Source organism: Rhizobium sp. Root149 (assembly GCF_001427345.1).
Lineage (GTDB): Bacteria > Pseudomonadota > Alphaproteobacteria > Rhizobiales > Rhizobiaceae > Neorhizobium > Neorhizobium rhizoryzae.
Genome location: NZ_LMGD01000012.1, coordinates 757,185 through 775,269, shown reverse-complemented (window position 1 = coordinate 775,269; position 18,085 = coordinate 757,185). Strand labels below are relative to the sequence as shown.

Annotated in this window: 17 protein-coding genes; 11 read left to right on the top strand and 6 right to left on the bottom strand. The window is 57.1% G+C overall.

Going from position 1 to position 18,085, the window contains the following annotated elements:
* Positions 1-260: 260 nt before the first annotated feature.
* Entirely contained in the window at positions 261-806 is a 546-nt protein-coding gene (locus tag ASD54_RS10590; RefSeq protein WP_062554521.1) for a single-stranded DNA-binding protein, read from the top strand.
* 85 nt (positions 807-891) lie between these two features.
* On the opposite strand, the gene ASD54_RS10585 is transcribed toward ASD54_RS10590, so the two are convergent.
* Entirely contained in the window at positions 892-1,521 is a 630-nt protein-coding gene (locus tag ASD54_RS10585) for a MarC family protein (RefSeq protein WP_062554520.1), read from the bottom strand.
* Positions 1,522-1,798: 277 nt separating this feature from the next.
* On the opposite strand from ASD54_RS10585, the gene gyrA reads away from it, so the two are divergent.
* The 6 genes from gyrA to ASD54_RS10555 all read left to right on the top strand — a co-directional run bounded on the left by gyrA (position 1,799) and on the right by ASD54_RS10555 (position 10,156).
* Positions 1,799-4,630, top strand: coding sequence for a DNA gyrase subunit A (gene gyrA, locus ASD54_RS10580; protein WP_062554519.1), 2,832 nt, complete (start codon positions 1,799-1,801; stop codon positions 4,628-4,630).
* A gap of 304 nt (positions 4,631-4,934) precedes the next feature.
* Positions 4,935-7,208, top strand: a complete 2,274-nt coding sequence (locus ASD54_RS10575) for a TonB-dependent siderophore receptor (protein WP_062554518.1) — start codon at positions 4,935-4,937, stop codon at positions 7,206-7,208.
* Positions 7,209-7,285: 77 nt separating this feature from the next.
* The gene (locus tag ASD54_RS10570) at positions 7,286-7,972 is read left to right on the top strand and encodes a Fe2+-dependent dioxygenase (protein ID WP_062554517.1); all 687 of its coding nucleotides are present in this window, start codon (positions 7,286-7,288) and stop codon (positions 7,970-7,972) included.
* On the top strand, positions 7,969-8,622 hold the full coding sequence (locus ASD54_RS10565) for a tetratricopeptide repeat protein (protein ID WP_062554516.1): 654 nt from the start codon (positions 7,969-7,971) through the stop codon (positions 8,620-8,622). The genes ASD54_RS10570 and ASD54_RS10565 overlap by 4 nt, the downstream gene beginning before the upstream one ends.
* Positions 8,622-9,695: an alpha-hydroxy acid oxidase gene (locus ASD54_RS10560; protein WP_062554515.1), complete on the top strand. Its 1,074-nt coding sequence runs from the start codon at positions 8,622-8,624 to the stop codon at positions 9,693-9,695. The genes ASD54_RS10565 and ASD54_RS10560 overlap by 1 nt, the downstream gene beginning before the upstream one ends.
* A 29-nt stretch (positions 9,696-9,724) precedes the next feature.
* Positions 9,725-10,156, top strand: a complete 432-nt coding sequence (locus tag ASD54_RS10555; RefSeq protein ID WP_062554514.1) for an OsmC family protein — start codon at positions 9,725-9,727, stop codon at positions 10,154-10,156.
* 29 nt (positions 10,157-10,185) lie between these two features.
* On the opposite strand, the gene ASD54_RS10550 is transcribed toward ASD54_RS10555, so the two are convergent.
* Positions 10,186-10,683, bottom strand: coding sequence for a BON domain-containing protein (locus ASD54_RS10550; protein WP_062554513.1), 498 nt, complete (start codon positions 10,681-10,683; stop codon positions 10,186-10,188).
* A gap of 62 nt (positions 10,684-10,745) precedes the next feature.
* On the bottom strand, positions 10,746-11,243 hold the full coding sequence (locus ASD54_RS10545) for a peptide deformylase (protein WP_062554512.1): 498 nt from the start codon (positions 11,241-11,243) through the stop codon (positions 10,746-10,748).
* A 197-nt stretch (positions 11,244-11,440) separates the two neighbouring features.
* Between ASD54_RS10545 and mgtE the strand changes: the two genes are divergently transcribed.
* A complete protein-coding gene (mgtE, locus tag ASD54_RS10540) occupies positions 11,441-12,856 on the top strand; it encodes a magnesium transporter (protein ID WP_062554806.1) in 1,416 nt (471 codons plus the stop codon).
* Positions 12,857-12,939: 83 nt separating this feature from the next.
* A complete protein-coding gene (locus ASD54_RS10535; protein WP_062554511.1) occupies positions 12,940-13,326 on the top strand; it encodes a MerR family DNA-binding transcriptional regulator in 387 nt (128 codons plus the stop codon).
* 314 nt (positions 13,327-13,640) lie between these two features.
* Here ASD54_RS10535 and ASD54_RS10530 read toward each other — a convergent pair whose 3' ends face one another.
* Positions 13,641-14,630, bottom strand: coding sequence for a DUF1624 domain-containing protein (locus tag ASD54_RS10530; RefSeq protein ID WP_062554510.1), 990 nt, complete (start codon positions 14,628-14,630; stop codon positions 13,641-13,643).
* A 21-nt stretch (positions 14,631-14,651) separates the two neighbouring features.
* On the bottom strand, positions 14,652-15,344 hold the full coding sequence (locus ASD54_RS10525; RefSeq protein ID WP_062554509.1) for a DUF599 domain-containing protein: 693 nt from the start codon (positions 15,342-15,344) through the stop codon (positions 14,652-14,654).
* Positions 15,345-15,796: 452 nt separating this feature from the next.
* On the opposite strand from ASD54_RS10525, the gene ASD54_RS10520 reads away from it, so the two are divergent.
* On the top strand, positions 15,797-17,194 hold the full coding sequence (locus ASD54_RS10520; protein ID WP_062554508.1) for an L-serine ammonia-lyase: 1,398 nt from the start codon (positions 15,797-15,799) through the stop codon (positions 17,192-17,194).
* A 71-nt stretch (positions 17,195-17,265) separates the two neighbouring features.
* Entirely contained in the window at positions 17,266-17,703 is a 438-nt protein-coding gene (locus tag ASD54_RS10515) for a DUF1489 family protein (protein WP_062554507.1), read from the top strand.
* 36 nt (positions 17,704-17,739) lie between these two features.
* Here the strand turns inward: ASD54_RS10515 and ASD54_RS10510 are convergent, their stop codons facing one another.
* Entirely contained in the window at positions 17,740-18,015 is a 276-nt protein-coding gene (locus ASD54_RS10510) for a hypothetical protein (protein WP_062554506.1), read from the bottom strand.
* Positions 18,016-18,085: the final 70 nt, after the last annotated feature.

The following is an 18,085-nucleotide window of genomic DNA, read 5'->3' as shown; positions in this document are numbered from 1 at the left end:
GTCTCTTGGCTCTGTGGGAGGTCTGGCCTCTTATCTAGTGATCTCATCGCCACTGTCGAGGCACTTTGGCATAAGTTCATATCTCGTACGCTGGCTACGTGTGATCCCGTTGACAGGATCATAACCAAATACTAGAACAAATAAAGAACAAATTTGGTTGTGGATTAAATGTATCAACATCGCGCCGATTGGGCGGATGCTTTAAGGTATTGCGCAAGCGAAATAGGAGATGCCGTTCGACCGGCAGACAAGGTGTTAAGATGGCAGGTAGCGTCAACAAGGTCATTCTGATTGGGAATGTTGGTGCCGATCCAGAAATTCGTCGCACGCAGGACGGTCGCCCGATCGCCAATCTGCGAATCGCAACCTCGGAAAGCTGGCGTGACCGCAATAGCGGCGAGCGTCGGGAAAAGACCGAGTGGCACACCGTCGTCGTCTTCAATGAGGGCCTCTGCAAGGTCGTCGAACAGTATGTGAAGAAGGGCGCCAAGCTCTACATCGAAGGCGCGCTTCAGACCCGCAAATGGCAGGACCAGAACGGCAACGACCGCTATTCGACGGAAGTCGTTCTGCAGGGCTTCAACTCCACGCTGACCATGCTTGATGGTCGCGGTGAGGGCGGTGGTGCCGGCGGCGGCTATGGTGGCGGCCGAGGATCCTCCGGTGGTGGTGATTTTGGCGGCGGCTATGGTGACGATTACGATCGTGCGCCATCCACTTCAAGCTCAGGCTCCGGACGCGGCGGTCAGTCCTCCGGTGGCGGCGGTGGCTTCGCCCGTGATCTGGATGATGACATCCCGTTCTGAGAACAATAATCGAAAGGCGGCCGAGGTTCTCGGTCGCCTTGATTGTTTGGCCCGTCTGACCAGCTTCACCTGATCTGGTCGTGCCTCAGGTATTGAAGGCCGATTTGATGCCATCGACCACGAACTGTACGGACAGCGCAGCGAGCAATACGCCCAGCAATCGGGTCAGGAGTGCTCGACCTGTGACGCCGAGATAGCGGTCAAGTTTTTCAGCAACGATCAGCGCCAGCAGCACAAGCAGCATGACAAAGGCAAGCATGCCAATCAGCAGCGCACGGTCCAGAGGCGCTGCAAAGGAACCTGCCAGAAGCACGGTTGCAGAAATTGCGCCGGGCCCGGCAATGAGCGGTAGGGCCAGCGGGAAAACGGCGATGTGCTGAACATGATCGATGGAAATGGCGGCCTTGGACGTCTCTTCCTTCCGCTCATTGCGCTTCTGGAAAATCATTTCGAAGGAAATCCAGAACAGCAGCAGGCCGCCGGCAATACGGAAGGCGCCCATGGAAATGCCGAGTATCGAAAGGATGCCTGCACCGAAAATGGCGAACGTCGCCAGGATCCCGAAGGCAATGATGGTGCCGCGAATAGCAACCTGACGCCGCTGTATCGCATCAAGTCCCGCAGTCAGTCCGAGGAAGATCGGCGCAAGACCGGGCGGGTCGAGTGTAACCAGCAGGGTTGTGAAGGCACTCATGATATTATCGGCAGATGCCATCGTTCCCCCGTCCGCTACTCTTTATGCTCTACGCCCCGTTTAGGCGAAATGTACGCGTCGCGGAAGCGGTCTACCAGCAGATAATTGGCGCATGCTCACCGATTAACGCGTTCATCTTGTGCATTTCATGTTTGGCTTGCGCATCCATGAGGGCAAACACTATGGTCAGCTTGCCAGATAGGCCAAAAGCCTGTTCAAAACCTGCCGCAAAATTGGCGTTTGAACTGTGCATGGTCTATACACACAAGACTGATTCCGAACAGAGATCGTACCCGATTTGACTGACCAGAGCACACCCGGCGGCGGAAAGCTGCCTCCAGGCATCGAACCCATTTCCATCATGGAAGAGATGCAGCGTTCCTATCTCGACTACGCGATGAGCGTAATCGTGAGCCGGGCGCTGCCCGATGTGCGTGATGGCTTGAAGCCTGTTCATCGTCGCATCCTTTACGGCATGTCCGAACTCGGCATCGACTGGAACAAGAAATACGTCAAATGCGCCCGCGTGACCGGGGACGTGATGGGTAAATACCATCCGCACGGCAATGCCGCGATCTATGACGCATTGGCGCGCATGGCGCAGGACTGGTCGTTGCGGCTGCCGTTGATTGATGGCCAGGGGAATTTCGGCTCCATCGATGGCGATCCACCGGCGGCCGAACGCTACACGGAATGCCGTCTTCAGAAGGCCGCCCATTCGCTGTTGGATGATCTCGACAAGGAAACTGTCGATTTCCGCGATAACTATGACGGTACGCTGTCGGAACCTGTCGTCGTTCCTGCGAAGTTTCCGAACCTGCTCGTCAACGGTGCAGGTGGTATCGCGGTCGGTATGGCGACCAACATTCCGCCGCATAATCTGAGCGAAGTCATTGATGGCTGTATTGCGCTCATCGATAATCCGGCGATCGAACTCCTTGATCTGATGCAGATCATTCCGGGTCCGGACTTTCCGACCGGTGCGTTGATCCTTGGCCGGTCCGGTATCCGTTCGGCCTATGAGACGGGTCGTGGTTCGGTCATCATGCGCGGCCGGGCAACGATTGAGCCGATGCGCGGCGATCGCGAGCAGATCATCATTACCGAAGTTCCCTATCAGGTGAACAAGTCGGCAATGATCGAAAAGATGGCCGAACTCGTGCGCGAAAAGCGCATTGAGGGCATCTCGGACCTTCGTGATGAGTCGGACCGTCAGGGCTACCGTGTCGTCGTCGAGCTGAAGCGTGATGCGAATGCCGAAGTCATTCTGAACCAGCTGTATCGCTACACGCCGCTTCAGACATCGTTCGGCTGCAACATGGTTGCGTTGAATGGCGGCAAGCCGGAGCAGTTGACTTTGCTCGACATGCTGCGGGCATTCGTCAGCTTCCGCGAGGAAGTCGTCAGCCGCCGCACCAAGTATCTGCTTCGCAAGGCGCGCGATCGTGCCCATGTGTTGGTGGGCCTTGCCATTTCCGTTGCCAACATTGATGAGATCATCAATCTCATCCGTCGTGCTCCCGATCCGCAGACCGCGCGCGAGCAATTGATGGAGCGCCGCTGGCCCGCCAAGGATGTGGATGCGTTGATCCGCCTGATCGACGATCCGCGCCATCGCATCAACGAAGACGGTACCTACAATCTGTCGGAAGAGCAGGCCCGCGCGATTCTTGAACTGCGCCTTGCCCGCCTGACGGCACTCGGACGCGATGAAATCGCGGACGAATTGAACAAGATTGGTGCCGAGATCAGTGATTATCTCGATATTCTCTCCTCGCGTCTGCGCATCCAGCAGATCGTCAAGGATGAACTGACCGCAGTCCGTGACGAGTTCGGCACCCCGCGCCGAACGGAGATCATGGAAGGCGGCCCGGACATGGACGATGAAGATCTCATCGCCCGGGAAGACATGGTCGTCACCGTTTCGCATCTCGGCTATATCAAGCGCGTGCCGCTGACGACCTACCGCGCCCAGCGTCGCGGTGGCAAAGGCCGTTCGGGCATGGCGACTCGCGATGAGGATTTCGTCACGCGCCTGTTCGTTGCCAATACGCACACGCCGGTACTCTTCTTCTCGTCCCGCGGTATCGTCTACAAGGAAAAGGTCTGGCGGCTCCCCATTGGCACGCCGCAGTCCCGTGGCAAGGCGCTCATCAATATGCTGCCGCTGGAGCCAGGCGAACGCATCACGACCATCATGCCATTGCCGGAGGACGAGGACAGCTGGGCAAACCTCGACGTCATGTTCTCGACAACGCGCGGGACCGTGCGTCGAAACAAGCTGTCCGATTTCATCCAGGTCAATCGCAACGGGAAGATCGCGATGAAGCTCGAGGAAGAGGGCGATGAAATCCTCTCCGTCGAGACCTGCTCTCCGCCGAATGCGGATCTCGGTCTGCCGGGCGATGACGTCCTGCTGACGACGGCCCTTGGCCAGTGCATCCGTTTCCCTGTGGAAGACGTGCGTGTCTTCGCCGGACGCAATTCCATCGGTGTCCGTGGCATTACGCTGGCAGAAGGCGACCGTCTGATTTCGATGACAATCGTCGGGCACGTCGCGGCAGAACCATGGGAGCGTGCGGCCTATCTCAAGCGTTCGGCTGCGGAACGTCGTGCCGCAGGTGTCGACGAAGATGATATCGCGCTCGTCGGCGAGGAAGTGACCGAGGAAGGGCAGCTTTCGGATGAGCGTTACGAATATCTGAAAGCGCATGAACAGTTCGTTCTGACGATCTCGGAGCGTGGTTTCGGCAAGCGTTCGTCGTCCTACGATTTCCGGACATCCGGTCGTGGCGGCAAGGGGATCCGCGCAACGGATACCTCGAAGACGAACGAAATTGGCGAACTCGTTGCGGCCTTCCCGGTCGAGGACAAGGATCAGCTGATGCTCGTGTCGAACGGTGGCCAGCTCATCCGCGTTCCGGTCGATGGCATCCGCATTGCCAGCCGCGCTACCAAGGGCGTGACAATCTTCTCGACGGCGAAGGACGAGAAGGTGGTGTCGGTCGAGCGTATCAGCGAACCGGAAGGCGACGAGGCGGGCAATTTGCCTGAGGAAATCGCTGCTGAAACCGGTGACCTTGGCGCCGCACCGTCAGACAGTTCAGGCGAAGGTTCAACTACCGAGTAAGAGCCGACACCATAAAACAAAAAGAAGCCGCATCGATCTCATCGGTGCGGCTTTTTCGTTTGATAAAGACCACAGCCTCCCGAGATGCGCCTGTTGCGTTGGGAAACAAGAGAGTGCGGCAAATTGGCAAAGTCTCTGAAAACGCGACAGGAATTTTTCGAATCTTATAGACGACTAATTGACTCCACTTTCATGACACAATACTGGACAAATCGAGACAAGTTTTAGGCGCGACGTTTGCCTGGTGGTCCTTCCGATCCCGCGAACGCGCCTTTGCTTCCTCTCAGGGGTTCAGGAGAGTGTGATGGAAATTGAGAGAAATTTGGCCTCGTTGCGGCCGTTGATGTCTGGTGCTGCGGCAACAGCTGGTCTGGCAATGTCGATTGCCGGTTTGCCTGTCGTCGCCAACGCCCAGCAGGCGGCAACAAATGCGCGCACAGGTTCCGCTGCGGCAACTGATGACGAAACGGTGTTGAACCGCGTAACAGTCAGCGGCCAGGGTGGCAAGGGTCCCAATACCAACGAACGTACGACGGGCATTTCTCGGCTGTCGGCCTCTATCAAGGAAACGCCAAAGACGATCAATGTCGTGCCGGCGCAGATCATCGAAGAGCAGCGCGCCACGACGCTGGAGCAGGCACTGCGCAACGTTCCTGGCATCACGCTTTCCACGGGCGAAGGCAATGGCGGACAAAACGGCAGCCAGTTCCGTATCCGCGGTTTCCAGGCACGCAGCGATATCTATGTCGACGGCCTGCGCGATTTCGGCGTCTATTCCCGCGATACGTTCAACACGGAAGATGTTCAGGTCTTCAAAGGTCCATCTGGTGATAATTTCGGCGCTGGAAACACGGGCGGCCTGATCAACCAGAGCAGCAAAAAGGCTCGTCTCGAAAACTTCACGAAGGTCGACCAGTCCGTCGGGACAGGACCGACCTACCGCACGACCGTCGACACAAATTACCAGATCAATGATACGACGGCGATCCGCTTCAACGGCGTCTACCACAAGCAGGATGTCGCAGACCGCGATAACGTGACCTCGGATCGTCGTGGCTTCGGCGTCGATTTCGGCATGGGTATCGGCACCGAGACGGAATGGCATCTGAGCTATAGCTATTTGCATGGCGATGGTGTTCCGGACTACGGGCAGCCGATGGTGCAGGGCTCGAATGGCATCTATCTTCCAGCCGCGGAGTATGGCTTCGATCCGTCGATCTCCTATGTGCGCTCGACCAACAAGGATGTCACCAACAACCATATGCTGGGGTCATCCTTCCGTTCGGAGCTGACGGACTGGTTGACAATCACGAACGACACGCGGTTGACGATCTATGATCGCGATTTCGGCGGAACGGTTCCAGGCTCGTGCTCTGCGGCTTGCGCAACAAACTTCTTCCGTGGAAATCGTGCTGCGACCTATACGCTGGGTGCAGGCGGTGGTCTGACCTACGATCAGGAAGGTTGGGCGATCCAGAACGTCACAGCAGCACAGATGGAGTTTGAAACGGGGTCCGTTCGCCATAAGGCCGTTGTGGGTCTCGATGTCAGCTTCCAGAACGACGAACGCGTCAACGGTTCCTGGCCGACCTGGACAAACCGCAATATCGAGTCCCTGTTCAATCCGCGCTACTACTACAATTTCTCGCCGGTCTTTGATTATGCCGGAAAGCGTACGCTTGATGCGACGAATGTCGGCTTCTTCGTCAGTGATCGCGCCTATCTGACTGATGAGTTCTCGGTTCTTGGTGGTTTGCGCATCGATTACTTCAAGACAGAGTTGGAGCAGAGCGGCGCCTCCGCTTCGCAGAGCGATACCGCATATAATCCATCTGCTGGTGTCGTCTGGGAGCCGAACAAGAATCTGTCGCTCTACGCATCCTTCGCTCGTACCCATAAGCCAGTCTCCACCGATATTGCGGCTTTGACAGGCAATGCCGCAGAACTGCCATCGAGCAGCTCTCCGCTGTCGCCGGAGCGTTCGGACACGTGGGAAATTGGCGGAAAGGTTGACCTTCTGGATGGCAAGCTCGGTTTGACGGGCGCGATCTTCCAGGTCGACAAGGACAATTCCTATAACGAAGTGACTGGTCTTCCAGCCGGTGCAGGCGATGCGGCAACCGGTCGCCGGGTTCGCGGTTTCGAAGCTGGCCTCAGCGGTGAGGTGACAGACAAGTGGTCCGTCTTCGCCAATTACGCCTTCCTGGACGGTGAGATCACCGAGTCTGCTACGGTTGCGCAGATCGGTAATGAAGCGCCAAACGTGTCCAAGCATAACTTCAACCTGTGGACCACCTATACGATTGCAGAAGAGATTTCGGCTGCTCTTCCAGGCAAGCTCAAGGTCGGCGGCGGCTTCCTCTATGCAAGCTCCTACTGGCTGGACACGGCAAACACCCAGAAGATCCCGAACGCCTTCTCGCTGGATGCTCTGGTGTCCTACGAAACCGATAAATTCCGCGTCTCCCTCAATGGCTATAACCTGACGGATCACCAGAATTATCAGTCGGGGCAGGGCGGTCGCGCCGTTCCGTCGTCGGGCCGGACGTTCATGCTGACCGTCGGCACCACCTTCTGATCATCGACTAGAGACAAGAATACGCGATGCGCTGCCCCAAGGTGGCGCATCGTCTTTGCATGACAGGATGAAATACCATGTTGCTTCAGGTTCCGGATGTCCTGACGAAGGAAGAGTTGAACCATTGCCGCTCCCTTCTCGAGGGTTCGCAATGGGTCGATGGAAAGGTCACCGCCGGTGATCAGGCGGCGAAAGCCAAGAACAATCTGCAGATCCCCGTCGAAAGCGATGAGGCGCGTGCGCTGGGCGAACTGGTTCTCAATGCGCTGGGCAGAAACCCGACCTTCAACTCTGCCGCCTTGCCGCTTCGCGTTCTCCCCCCGATGTTCAACCGCTATGACGTCGGTATGACTTTCGGAGCGCATGTGGATAATTCCATTCGCACCATCCCCGGTTCCGGCGGAATGCGGATGCGCGCTGACGTATCCACGACAATTTTTCTGACCGACCCGAATGAATATGATGGCGGTGAACTCGTCATCGAAGACACGTTCGGCACTCACGCGGTCAAACTGCCGGCCGGCCATATGGTCGTCTATCCCTCGTCCAGCCTCCACCGGGTCGTGCCGATCACGCGCGGCAGTCGCTGGGGATGCTTCTTCTGGACCCAGTCAATGGTGAAGGATGATGGTCTGCGCGCGATGCTCTATGACCTGGACGTCGCGATTATCCAGACGCGCCAGCAACTTGGTGATGACAATCCGGCCGTGCTTGGTCTGGTCAATCATTACCATAATCTTCTACGGCGCTGGGCGGAACTGTGACGGCAGAGAGTCATGAGACGCTGGTAGAGGTGCAACTCGCGCTCGCACAGGTGCATCTAGATCGCCAGGAATATGAAAGTGCGCTGGATCTGCTGCGTGCGGCGGCGCGGGCCAAAGACGCGCGTGCCATCAATATGCTGGGTCGGGCCTATGAGCGAGGCTGGGGTGTGCCTCCAGACTGCTCAACTGCCGCAGCCTATTACCGTGAAGCGGCGGATCTGGGCGACGTCTGGGCGAAGTTCAATCTGGCCGATCTTTTCCTGCGTGGGGATGGCGTGGAGCGGGATGAAGCCGCAGCCCACGCCCTTTATGCGGATGCAGCCCGGCAAGGGCATGCAAAGTCCCTCAACATGCTTGGGCTACTGCACGAAGATGGTCGCACAGTCGCGCCGGATGAAAACGTTGCGCTTGAATTCTATCGCGCGGGTGCCGCGCAAGGCGATTGCTGGGCGCACCTGAATGCAGCCAGAATTCTGGTGGCAAAGGGAAATTACGGGGATGCCTTCGTTCTTCTCGAAAGGTCGGTATCATTCGGCTTTCCGGATTTCTGGCAACAACTGCAAGCAGCACTTTCGTGTTTCAAAGGCGCGCGTGCGGATGAATTGAAGGCACGTCTGGATATGCTGCTGGCAGAGAAGGTGCTGCGGTAATGGCTATTCCCGACGATACCGTTTCACTGCTTGATTATGAACGCCACTTTCGCGCACGGATCGATCCGGCAATCGGGTCCTACATCAATGGCCCTGCTGGAGACGGACAGACGAAACGCGCGAACCGCGAGGCTTTTGAGCGTCATCGTCTGATGCCCAGCGTCTTGGCAGACATGCGCGGCGCTTCCGCGAAATCAGTCCTCCTCGGTGCGGAGATGGCCTATCCCATCCTTCTGGCTCCGACTGCCTATCATCAGCTTGTGCACCCGCAAGGAGAGCTGGCGACTGTTGAGGCGGCAGGCCTGACCAGAACAGTGATGACGGTCAGCCTGCTTTCAAGTGTCAGGCTGGAAGCGATCGCAAAACGGTCGATAACGCCGCTTTGGTTTCAGCTCTATCTTCAGCGGAGACGAGAGGAAACGCTATCACTGGTCCGGCGGGCGGAAGAAGCCGGTTACCGCGCTCTCGTCGTCACGGTAGATGCGCCGGTCAATGGAATGCGGAATGCGCAGGCGAGGGCTGGCTTCAAACTTCCGATGCAGATCCGACCGGTCAATCTGGATGGGCTGGAAGGCTCCGCTCCGGTTCGGGCTGTCAATGGCAGCCCCGTGTTTCAAGGCATGCTCGAAGAGGCGGCTCGATGGGAGGATATCGCGTGGCTGAGGGATAATTGTCGCCTACCGCTCATCTTGAAAGGCATCCTCAATCCGCACGATGCGCTACGTGCCGTCGAAGTCGGCGTCGATGCTCTCGTAGTGTCCAACCACGGCGGTCGTATACTGGATGGCCTGCCCGCCAGCCTTGATATCTTGCCGCTGATTGCTGACCGGCTCGATGGACGAGTTCCACTCATCCTTGATGGTGGCATTCGTCGCGGCACGGATATCGTCAAGGCTCTGGCTCTCGGGGCATCGGCTGTCATGGTGGGTGAGCCGGTCCTGCACGCCCTCCACATTGGCGGTATGCCGGGGGTTGCTCACATGCTGACTGTTCTGCAGACAGAGTTCGAAGTGGCGATGGCTCTGCTTGGAAAAGCTTCGCTTGCCGAGATAGATCGTTCGGTGCTTTTCTAACCTCACATGGATGAGTCGAGGAAAAACCAGTGGTCGATATTCGCGTGAAGACGAGAGAAACCGGAGCGACGTCTGTCTTGGGCGTGCGGGGGCGCGCAACCTTGCGAACGGTGACCGGCGGCGAACTCGAGGTGGTCACTGGCGTTTCGGAGGCTGGCTTCAATCCGCTTGATCTTCTGTATTCTTCGCTCGCGGCCTGTCTGGTGCTCAGCGTCAAGGGGGCAGTGATCAAGCTGCAAATTCTGGATCGATTTGTGAGCGTCGAAGCAATCGTCACCGGAGAGAAGGCGCATGATGAGCCTTCCCGCGTCGAAAGTATCACAGCCACACTGAATATCTCAGGTGACTATGATGAAAGCCAGCGCCACGAAATCGCGACGCTGGCGAAACATCTTTGCACGATCAGCAATACGCTTGCCGCCGCTCCACCCATTCAGTTGCAGGTCAATTCGGCAGCATAAACATTTTAGCGACTGCCAATCGATTTTGCTTAATCCTCATCGGGAATGAGGCTGTCGATACCCAGCAGCGTGAGCTCGTTGACGACTTTTCCAACACCTGGTACGCGCTTGACATGCGCCACGAGCTTGCGTGCGGTCTGCGCGTCATCGACCTCGCCCTCAATGGTCACAGTGGTCCCGTCGGCGCGAATGTCGATGGTTTCCATGGCAACAAGGTCGAGCTCTTCGATTGCATCACTGACCCGCTCTTCCAGATCGTCGCTCAGCTCCATTCCTTTTGTGGCCGGAGTGGTGCGATCGGTGACACCTTCTTCCAGACCGGTTTCATCGGCACTATCCACCTGGAAGCCTTTGTTGCGCTCGCGGTCGAAATTCGCAGCCGTATCGCCATAGGCGGCGTTGCCAACAGGCGGTGCGGTCGCACCGGCCTGATCCGCATAGGGCCAACCGTCGTCGATGTTGCGGGTGTCGTAATCGCGGTAATCTTCCTCGCGGGAAATGTCGTTGACCGATTTCTTGGCGGGCATGATGAGACCTCCTGAGTTTGCTCAGCCGCACAACGTACAGAAGGCGTTATGGTTCTCATTCTTCAGCGTACAGAATGCTTTTCCCATTTCTTCAGCAGCCGGTCCCGTTTGAGACGGGAAAGTTTCCGGATCCAGAATATGCCGTCCAGCTGGTCAATTTCGTGCTGGATACAGGTGGCGAGAAACCCCTCCGCATGATCCGTTAAAATCTGTCCTTCGAGATCCTGATAGCGGAATTCGATGCGGGAGGGCCTTTCCACATCGTCCGTCATGCCGGGCATGGACACGCTTCCCTCCGTGAAACGCTGGAGATCGCCGGAAGCTGAAACAATTTCGGGATTGATATGGATGTACAGCGGCTGGTCAGGCGCAAGCTGAATGACCGAAACGCGCTGATCCACCCCGATATGCGCAGCCGTGATTCCGACGCCCGGTGCTGCTCTCATCGTATCCAGCAGGTCGTCGCACAGGTTCTTCAACTGGGCGTCAAAAGAGCTAACGCGGGCACAGGGCCGCGAAAGCAGCGGGTCGGGGTAACGAAGAATCGTGCGTACAGCCATCGTATCTACAAATTGGTCTTTGTTAATCTGCGGTCGATATCTGTTAGCACGTCCAATGCATGACGGGCAGGCTTTCCGGCAAAGATCATCATTATGCCAGCTTCGCCTATCCATTTGTTGACAATCAACTTTTCGCAGCCATTCTGCCGACTCGGGCGGATCCACTTCGGCACAGGCGTTTGGTACAAGGAGCGGCAATGACGGAACTTGACGAGAGCCGCGCGAAACCGCAAACCGATGACGTAGACGAGGATATCTACGCGGAGAACGGCTCGATCCGCTCCGACTTCCTGGCCATGGTTGGTGCGGCGATTGCGGACCGCGATTTGCTGTTCCTCCGGCAGAATGTCGCTTCCCTGCATGAATCCGAGCTGGGTGACCTGCTGGAGTCCATCCTGCCGGATCAGCGTCTGGCGCTTGTCAAACTGCTCGGCAACGATTTCGACCTGACGGCTCTGACGGAAGTCGATGAGGCGATCCGCCTCGAAATCGTCGATCAGATGCCGAACGAGCAGATCGCTGCTGCCATCGGCGAACTGGATTCTGACGACGCCGTCTACATCCTGGAGGATCTCGATCAGGAGGATCGGGAAGAGATCCTAGCCCAACTGCCATTCACCGAACGCGTACGTCTGCGCCGCGCGCTGGACTATCCGGAAAGTTCCGCCGGTCGTCGAATGCAGACGGAATTTGTGGCAGTGCCTCCGTTCTGGACCGTTGGCCAGACCATCGACTACATGCGGGATGAAGAAGATCTGCCGGAAAGTTTCACGCAGATCTTCGTGATCGATCCCACATTCAAGCTTCTCGGCATCGTGGATCTTGACCGCATCTTGCGCACCAAGCGTCAGGTGAAGATCGAAACCATCATGCGGGAAACCAACTATCCAATTCCCGCCGATATGGACCAGGAAGAGGCGGCCCAACTGTTCGAACAGTACGACCTTCTATCCGCCGCCGTTGTGGATGAAAACGGTCGCCTCGTCGGTATTCTAACGATCGACGATGTCGTCGACGTCATTCAGGAGGAAGCCGAGGAAGACATCATGCGCCTTGGCGGCGTGGGTGACGAAGAACTGTCGGACACCATTCCGGAAACGTCGCGCTCCCGCGTTCCGTGGCTGCTGGTGAACTTGCTGACAGCCCTGCTGGCCGCCTCGGTTATCTCTCTGTTTGAGGCGACGATCGAGCAGATTGTCGCGCTCGCTGTACTGATGCCAATCGTTGCAGGCATGGGTGGCAATGCCGGTTCTCAAACGATGACGGTGACGGTACGCGCGCTCGCAACACGCAATCTTGATATCTACAATGCATGGCGCGTGGTTCGACGCGAGGCGGGTGTGGGCCTGCTGAACGGTATTATCTTCGGTATCCTGATCGGCATCGCCGCTGGCTTATGGTTCCAGGATGTGAACATCGGCGGCATCATCGCGGCTGCCATGCTGATCAACATGATGGCCGCTGCGCTCGCCGGCATCATGATTCCGCTTCTGCTTGACAAGGTTGGCGCCGATCCCGCCGTTGCATCCGCTGTCTTCGTAACCACAGTGACCGATGTGACCGGATTCTTTTCCTTCCTCGGTCTTGCGACCTGGTGGTTTGCGATCAGTTGAATCCAGCCAGTCAGACCGTCGCACCCGAAATTGACTTGCACGTAAAAGTCAATTATTTTGAGGGCTTCATACGGGATACTGGCGTGAATAAGTATTATACCATCACTGAGCTGACGCGGGAATTCGGCGTTTCCACCCGAACCTTGCGCTTCTACGAAGACGAAGGTCTTATCCACCCCGAGCGCCGTGGGCGGACCCGGCTGTTTCGGGCCGCAGACAGGCGCCTGATCCAGGAGATCCTGCGCGGTCGCCGTATTGGCTTCACGATTGCGGAAATACGGGAAATCATCCAGGTCTACAAGGAGCCGCCAGGCGAGATAGGCCAGTTGAAGCTTCTGATGAAGCGCGTGGATGTCAAACGCGACGAGCTTCGCCAGAAACGCAAGGATATCGACGATACGCTGAGCGAGCTGGATAACGTTGAAGAGGCATGCCTCACGCGTCTCGCAGAAATTGGCGTTGGAACCTGATCGAGGCCGGGGCTAGAGCGGAATTTGACCTGATTGGATCAATTCTGTTGGCCCAAACCGGTTGTTCCACGAGGAGAAGGGCGAGTGGCGTAGCCGTAGCATACGCCCAAGCCCTTCGACAAAGTGGACGGCCGGTTTCGGCCAACCCTCTGGGCAGCATGTATTTTCGCCATTACCTTCAGCTTTCACCTCGGACGTATATCCCGATATGCCCATCGGCAAAATCCTTGGTCCTGACGAAAATCCATTGCTGCAGAATGATTCAATCAGGTCGAACTCCGCTCTAAAGCGCTTTAGCCTCCGCCCGCTAGCCGTTACCGCGATTGGATCGAACATTCCTGAACGATCTTGTTCACCCGCTCATCACCTTCAAGATTGATCTCGCCGCGGTAGAGCGGCTGAAGCAGGGATTGACCACCCAAGGCCCGCGCTGTGCAGCCGCAGAAGCGTTCGCACAGACCTGCATCATTGCCCTGAGCCTCGCAGGAGGGACGGCAATCCCGCTCATAGCCGGACACCAGATCGGGTGCAGGCGGCGGGATGACCAGCGACGCAAGGTAGACGCAGGCAATCAGGATCGGCTGATGCAACAGGTAGAAGAGAAGGCTGTGACGCCCGGCCTTTGTCAGAAGGTTAGGCTTCTGCTGCAAGTGTTCGACATATGCAAAGACCCCATGGCGCAGACAAAGACCGGCAGCGGCTACTCCGAATAGAACGGCTGAAAACCACGGGAAAAGGGGCACGTAGTCATTCGAGCGCGGAATGGCCTCTGCGAAGCCGATCCATGCGAGCCAACGGGAATCAAAAAGCGGGAAGCTCAGAACACCGGGCTGAACCCAATTGTCGGCTATCATTCCACCGAGCAGCAGGACCGCTACAAGGCCGGTGATGAGAGGCGGAAGCCGCAGGAAGGCCAGGGCGATCAGGCTGGATACGGCGATGTTGTGGAGAATGCCGAAAAAGATCCATTGATCCGGCAACGCAATATAGGTCCCGACGCTGATCAAAAGCGCAGCACCCGCCACCATGCCAAGACGCTTGATGAAGGATTGCCAGCGGATGCCATTGCTGTGCGCCAGAACAAGGCTGAAGCCCACCAGGAACAGAAAGGTGGAGGCGATGCCTCGGGCATAAATCTTCAGCCAGCCGTGCGTCGCGGTGCCCGCTTCAAGGTAGTGGAAGAACTCCAGATCCCACGTGAAGTGATAGGTTGCCATGGCAATGAGGGCGACGCCGCGCAGGGTATCGATAAACGGCAGCCGGGGCACGCGCTGAATGGTCACGTTGGTCGATGAATGGCTCAACTCTTTGCATATCCTTGAATATTACGGGGCCGGGTGGTCCATGAGCGCACGGCGCGCCTCCGAGAAGAACTGACGCCGCATGAGTACCACGATCACGAACAGCGTGGATGCCATGAACATATAGGGCCCGATAAACCAACCGAGATACCCGATTGACAGGAAAATTGTGCGCAGCCCGGCATTGAAGTGCCGCGCAGCGATAATGTTCATCCTGATTACATTTTCCGCAATGCGCTCGACCTCGTTGCGCGGCATTGAAGTGTCGCTCGCCATTGGCAAGGTGCCGAACAAGATGGTGCAGTAGTTGAAGAGGCGATAGGACCAACCGAACTTGAAGAAGGAATAACCGAAGAGCGCGGTTAGACCCACGACCTTGGATTCGAAGGCGGCACGCCCGGAATATTCGACAAAGGCAAGATCGCGAAACACCGCATCGACACGATCGGTCGCACCCAGCAATGCGAAGCAACCACCGATCGCAAAGATGGATGTTGATGCGAAGAAAGCGGTTCCGTTCTGCAGCCCTGCCATGATCTGTGTATCGATCATCTTCAAGTCGCGTTTCAGCGAATTGTAGATCCAGTCCCGGCGTCGCTCCGCCATGACCTGGTTCAGGCTCTTGCGCGGCAGAACCGGGTCGCCGCTGGTCAGCCACGAGTATCCAACCCAAAGTGCCACGAACAGAAGAAGTGCGATGATGTCGACCGATGTCATGAGGCGCCCTGCCGATAGGAATTGCGATTTCTATGCGCCACTTCTGGATTCGGCTCAAGCCGCCTCCGCGGCTGGCTGCCCAGAGGAGACCTGATGTCGGGATTAACCAATAGTGAATGGATTAAATTTCGCACTTGCGAAAAGCTTCGGAGATTAATAAATCCTAAAAATCGATCCCGGCGCCGCAATTCTTGTGCGCCAACTGAGGAAATCATGGAAGACAGCGTCGTTAAGTCCTGCTGGGGTGTCACCTTCAAGGCCCTCTGCGGTTTCGCAGGTATTCTCGCAATCGCTTATCTTGTCGGTTCATTCTGAGCCAAAATCCGGTGGGAGGTCTCTCGCCGGAAATGCCCCTAATTATATATAGACATGTCGCTGCAAGGACTGGACTCGGCTTCCAGTCCGGCTAGTTTGTCGCATCCTGACGAGATCGATGTGGGAACGATAGCAGCATGTTTTTATCCGTATTTGATGTCTTTAAAATTGGTGTTGGTCCGTCGAGTTCACATACGATGGGCCCTATGTCGGCAGCCAATCGGTTTCTGGACCTGATCGTATCCAATGAATGGCCGCGTCCGGCCGGTGCACAAGTTTCCGCCATCAAGGCAAGCCTGCATGGCTCGCTGGCCTTCACCGGCATCGGTCACGGAACGGGCAGGGCGGTGATCCTGGGCCTGATGGGTGAAGCGCCCAACACTGTCGATCCAGACCGGATGGACGATGTCATCGAGCAGGTCGAGCGCAGTGGCAGGATTACGCCGCCGGGCCATCCCGGCTATGATTTCCAGCCCGCGACGGATCTGATCTTCGACAAGAAGCAGCCTTTGCCCGGTCATGCGAACGGGATGAGCTTTTCGGCCTTCGACAAGGACGGTCGTCTTCTCCTGAAGCGAATCTATTATTCGATTGGTGGCGGGTTCGTCGTGACCGATACGGAACTCGAGGCGATGCGCGGGCAAAATAATGCACCAGCAGCCAAGGTTCCCTATCCCTTCTCCACGGCGAAACAGATGCTGGAAATGGCGCGGGCGTCCGGCCTCAGCATTGCTGATATGAAGCGTGCCAATGAATTGACGCGCATAAGCGAAGAGGAACTGGATCGCGGACTGGATGAAATCTGGTCTGCCATGAGCGGCTGTATCGATAGGGGCCTCAAGGTAGAAGGCATCATGCCAGGCGGCCTTAAGGTCCGCCGTCGCGCCAAGTCCATTTTTGAAAAGCTGACGAATGACGCTCGCAGCAACCGGTTGAATCCGGTTCTCGCGAACGATTGGCTGAGCGTCTATGCCATGGCGGTCAACGAGGAAAATGCCGGTGGCGGGCGTGTGGTCACCGCTCCGACCAATGGCGCCGCCGGTGTCATCCCTGCCAGCATTCGCTACTTTTTGCATTTTCACGATGATGCAACCATCAAGGATGTGCGAACCTTCCTGCTGACCGCCGCAGCTGTGGGCGGCATCATCAAGCACAATGCTTCAATCTCGGGAGCTGAAGTCGGCTGTCAGGGCGAAGTTGGCTCAGCCGCGGCCATGGCAGCAGCGGGTCTGGCAGCCGTGATGGACGGAACGCCAGAGCAGATCGAGAATGCCGCAGAAATTGCACTAGAGCATCATCTGGGGATGACGTGTGACCCAGTGGCAGGGTTGGTGCAGGTTCCCTGCATCGAGCGCAATGCCCTCGGGGCCGTGAAAGCTGTCACGGCAGCGTCGCTCGCCATCAAAGGCGACGGCTCGCACTTTGTCCCGCTCGATGCCGCCATCGAGACAATGCGTCAGACCGGAAACGATATGAGCGAGAAGTACAAGGAAACCTCGACAGGTGGCCTCGCCGTCAATGTCGTCGAATGTTGATCACAGGAATTTAGGATTGGACTGTGAAGGACCCTCTTGACCCGAACGGCAAGAGGGTCTTTTAGCATTCTATGGCTCTTCATTTGATCAAGCTTTGCGTTGGCGCCGACTCCCTTCAGGATCTGAGGGAATGGGTAGCCGAACGTTCTTTGACGGCTATTGCTGCCGGACTTCAACCCCACTCGACGCATACGACACGCATGGTGCCAAAACGCGTCGAGGAACTACTCGATGGCGGCTCGCTCTATTGGGTCATCAAGGGGCAGGTCACAGCACGTCAACCTCTGCTGGATATCGTGACCTTCACCGGGGGAGATGGCATCGGCCGATGCAACCTCGTGCTGGCGCCGGAGATCATCGAAACGGTCCCACAGCCGAAGCGTCCGTTCCAGGGCTGGCGTTATCTGACGCAGGAGGATGCTCCGCGAGATCTGGGTGCGATTGGCGATGATGTCGCATCCATGCCCGAAGATCTGCGTCGGGAACTGGCAGAACTCGGATTGCTCTGAAAGCGAAAAGGGCGCATTCGCTGCGCCCTCATTGAATTATCTGAGCCGCAGACGCAGCGGTGATCGACCGCTCCTTGCCGCCAGATGCAGATGGATATTGGCTCTTGGCTGTGTATGGCGCCAGGCCCGGGCTCCATGGGAGAGAAGAAGCGACACGAGATCGCGTGTTTTCTCCTTCGGTCGACCGATGCCCATTCCCATACCGGCCAGCCGCATGGCGGCCTCGTGCAGAGGATGAAGCGCGCCCCCACGGTGTTTCGACTTCGAGCCTGTCGGCAAATCAAAGTCGAGATTGTTCTCATTCGTTGCCATAGTGACCTCGTAACGCAATACAAGCGAGGATCTGTTTCCATCCGAAACGCAGATGGTATCGGGAGGCAAA

Excerpts from the sequence above, each read along its gene's own strand:
- ASD54_RS10585 (WP_062554520.1), bottom strand. The coding sequence starts at position 1,521 with ATGGCATCTGCCGATAATATCATGAGTGCCTTCACAACCCTGCTGGTT.
- ASD54_RS10575 (WP_062554518.1), top strand. The coding sequence starts at position 4,935 with ATGGAAATTGAGAGAAATTTGGCCTCGTTGCGGCCGTTGATGTCTGGT.
- ASD54_RS10590 (WP_062554521.1), top strand. The coding sequence starts at position 261 with ATGGCAGGTAGCGTCAACAAGGTCATTCTGATTGGGAATGTTGGTGCC.
- ASD54_RS10560 (WP_062554515.1), top strand. The coding sequence starts at position 8,622 with ATGGCTATTCCCGACGATACCGTTTCACTGCTTGATTATGAACGCCAC.
- ASD54_RS10510 (WP_062554506.1), bottom strand. The coding sequence starts at position 18,015 with ATGGCAACGAATGAGAACAATCTCGACTTTGATTTGCCGACAGGCTCG.
- ASD54_RS10545 (WP_062554512.1), bottom strand. The coding sequence starts at position 11,243 with ATGGCTGTACGCACGATTCTTCGTTACCCCGACCCGCTGCTTTCGCGG.
- ASD54_RS10550 (WP_062554513.1), bottom strand. The coding sequence starts at position 10,683 with ATGCCCGCCAAGAAATCGGTCAACGACATTTCCCGCGAGGAAGATTAC.
- ASD54_RS10525 (WP_062554509.1), bottom strand. The coding sequence starts at position 15,344 with ATGACATCGGTCGACATCATCGCACTTCTTCTGTTCGTGGCACTTTGG.
- mgtE (WP_062554806.1), top strand. The coding sequence starts at position 11,441 with ATGACGGAACTTGACGAGAGCCGCGCGAAACCGCAAACCGATGACGTA.
- ASD54_RS10515 (WP_062554507.1), top strand. The coding sequence starts at position 17,266 with ATGGCTCTTCATTTGATCAAGCTTTGCGTTGGCGCCGACTCCCTTCAG.
- ASD54_RS10570 (WP_062554517.1), top strand. The coding sequence starts at position 7,286 with ATGTTGCTTCAGGTTCCGGATGTCCTGACGAAGGAAGAGTTGAACCAT.
- ASD54_RS10520 (WP_062554508.1), top strand. The coding sequence starts at position 15,797 with ATGTTTTTATCCGTATTTGATGTCTTTAAAATTGGTGTTGGTCCGTCG.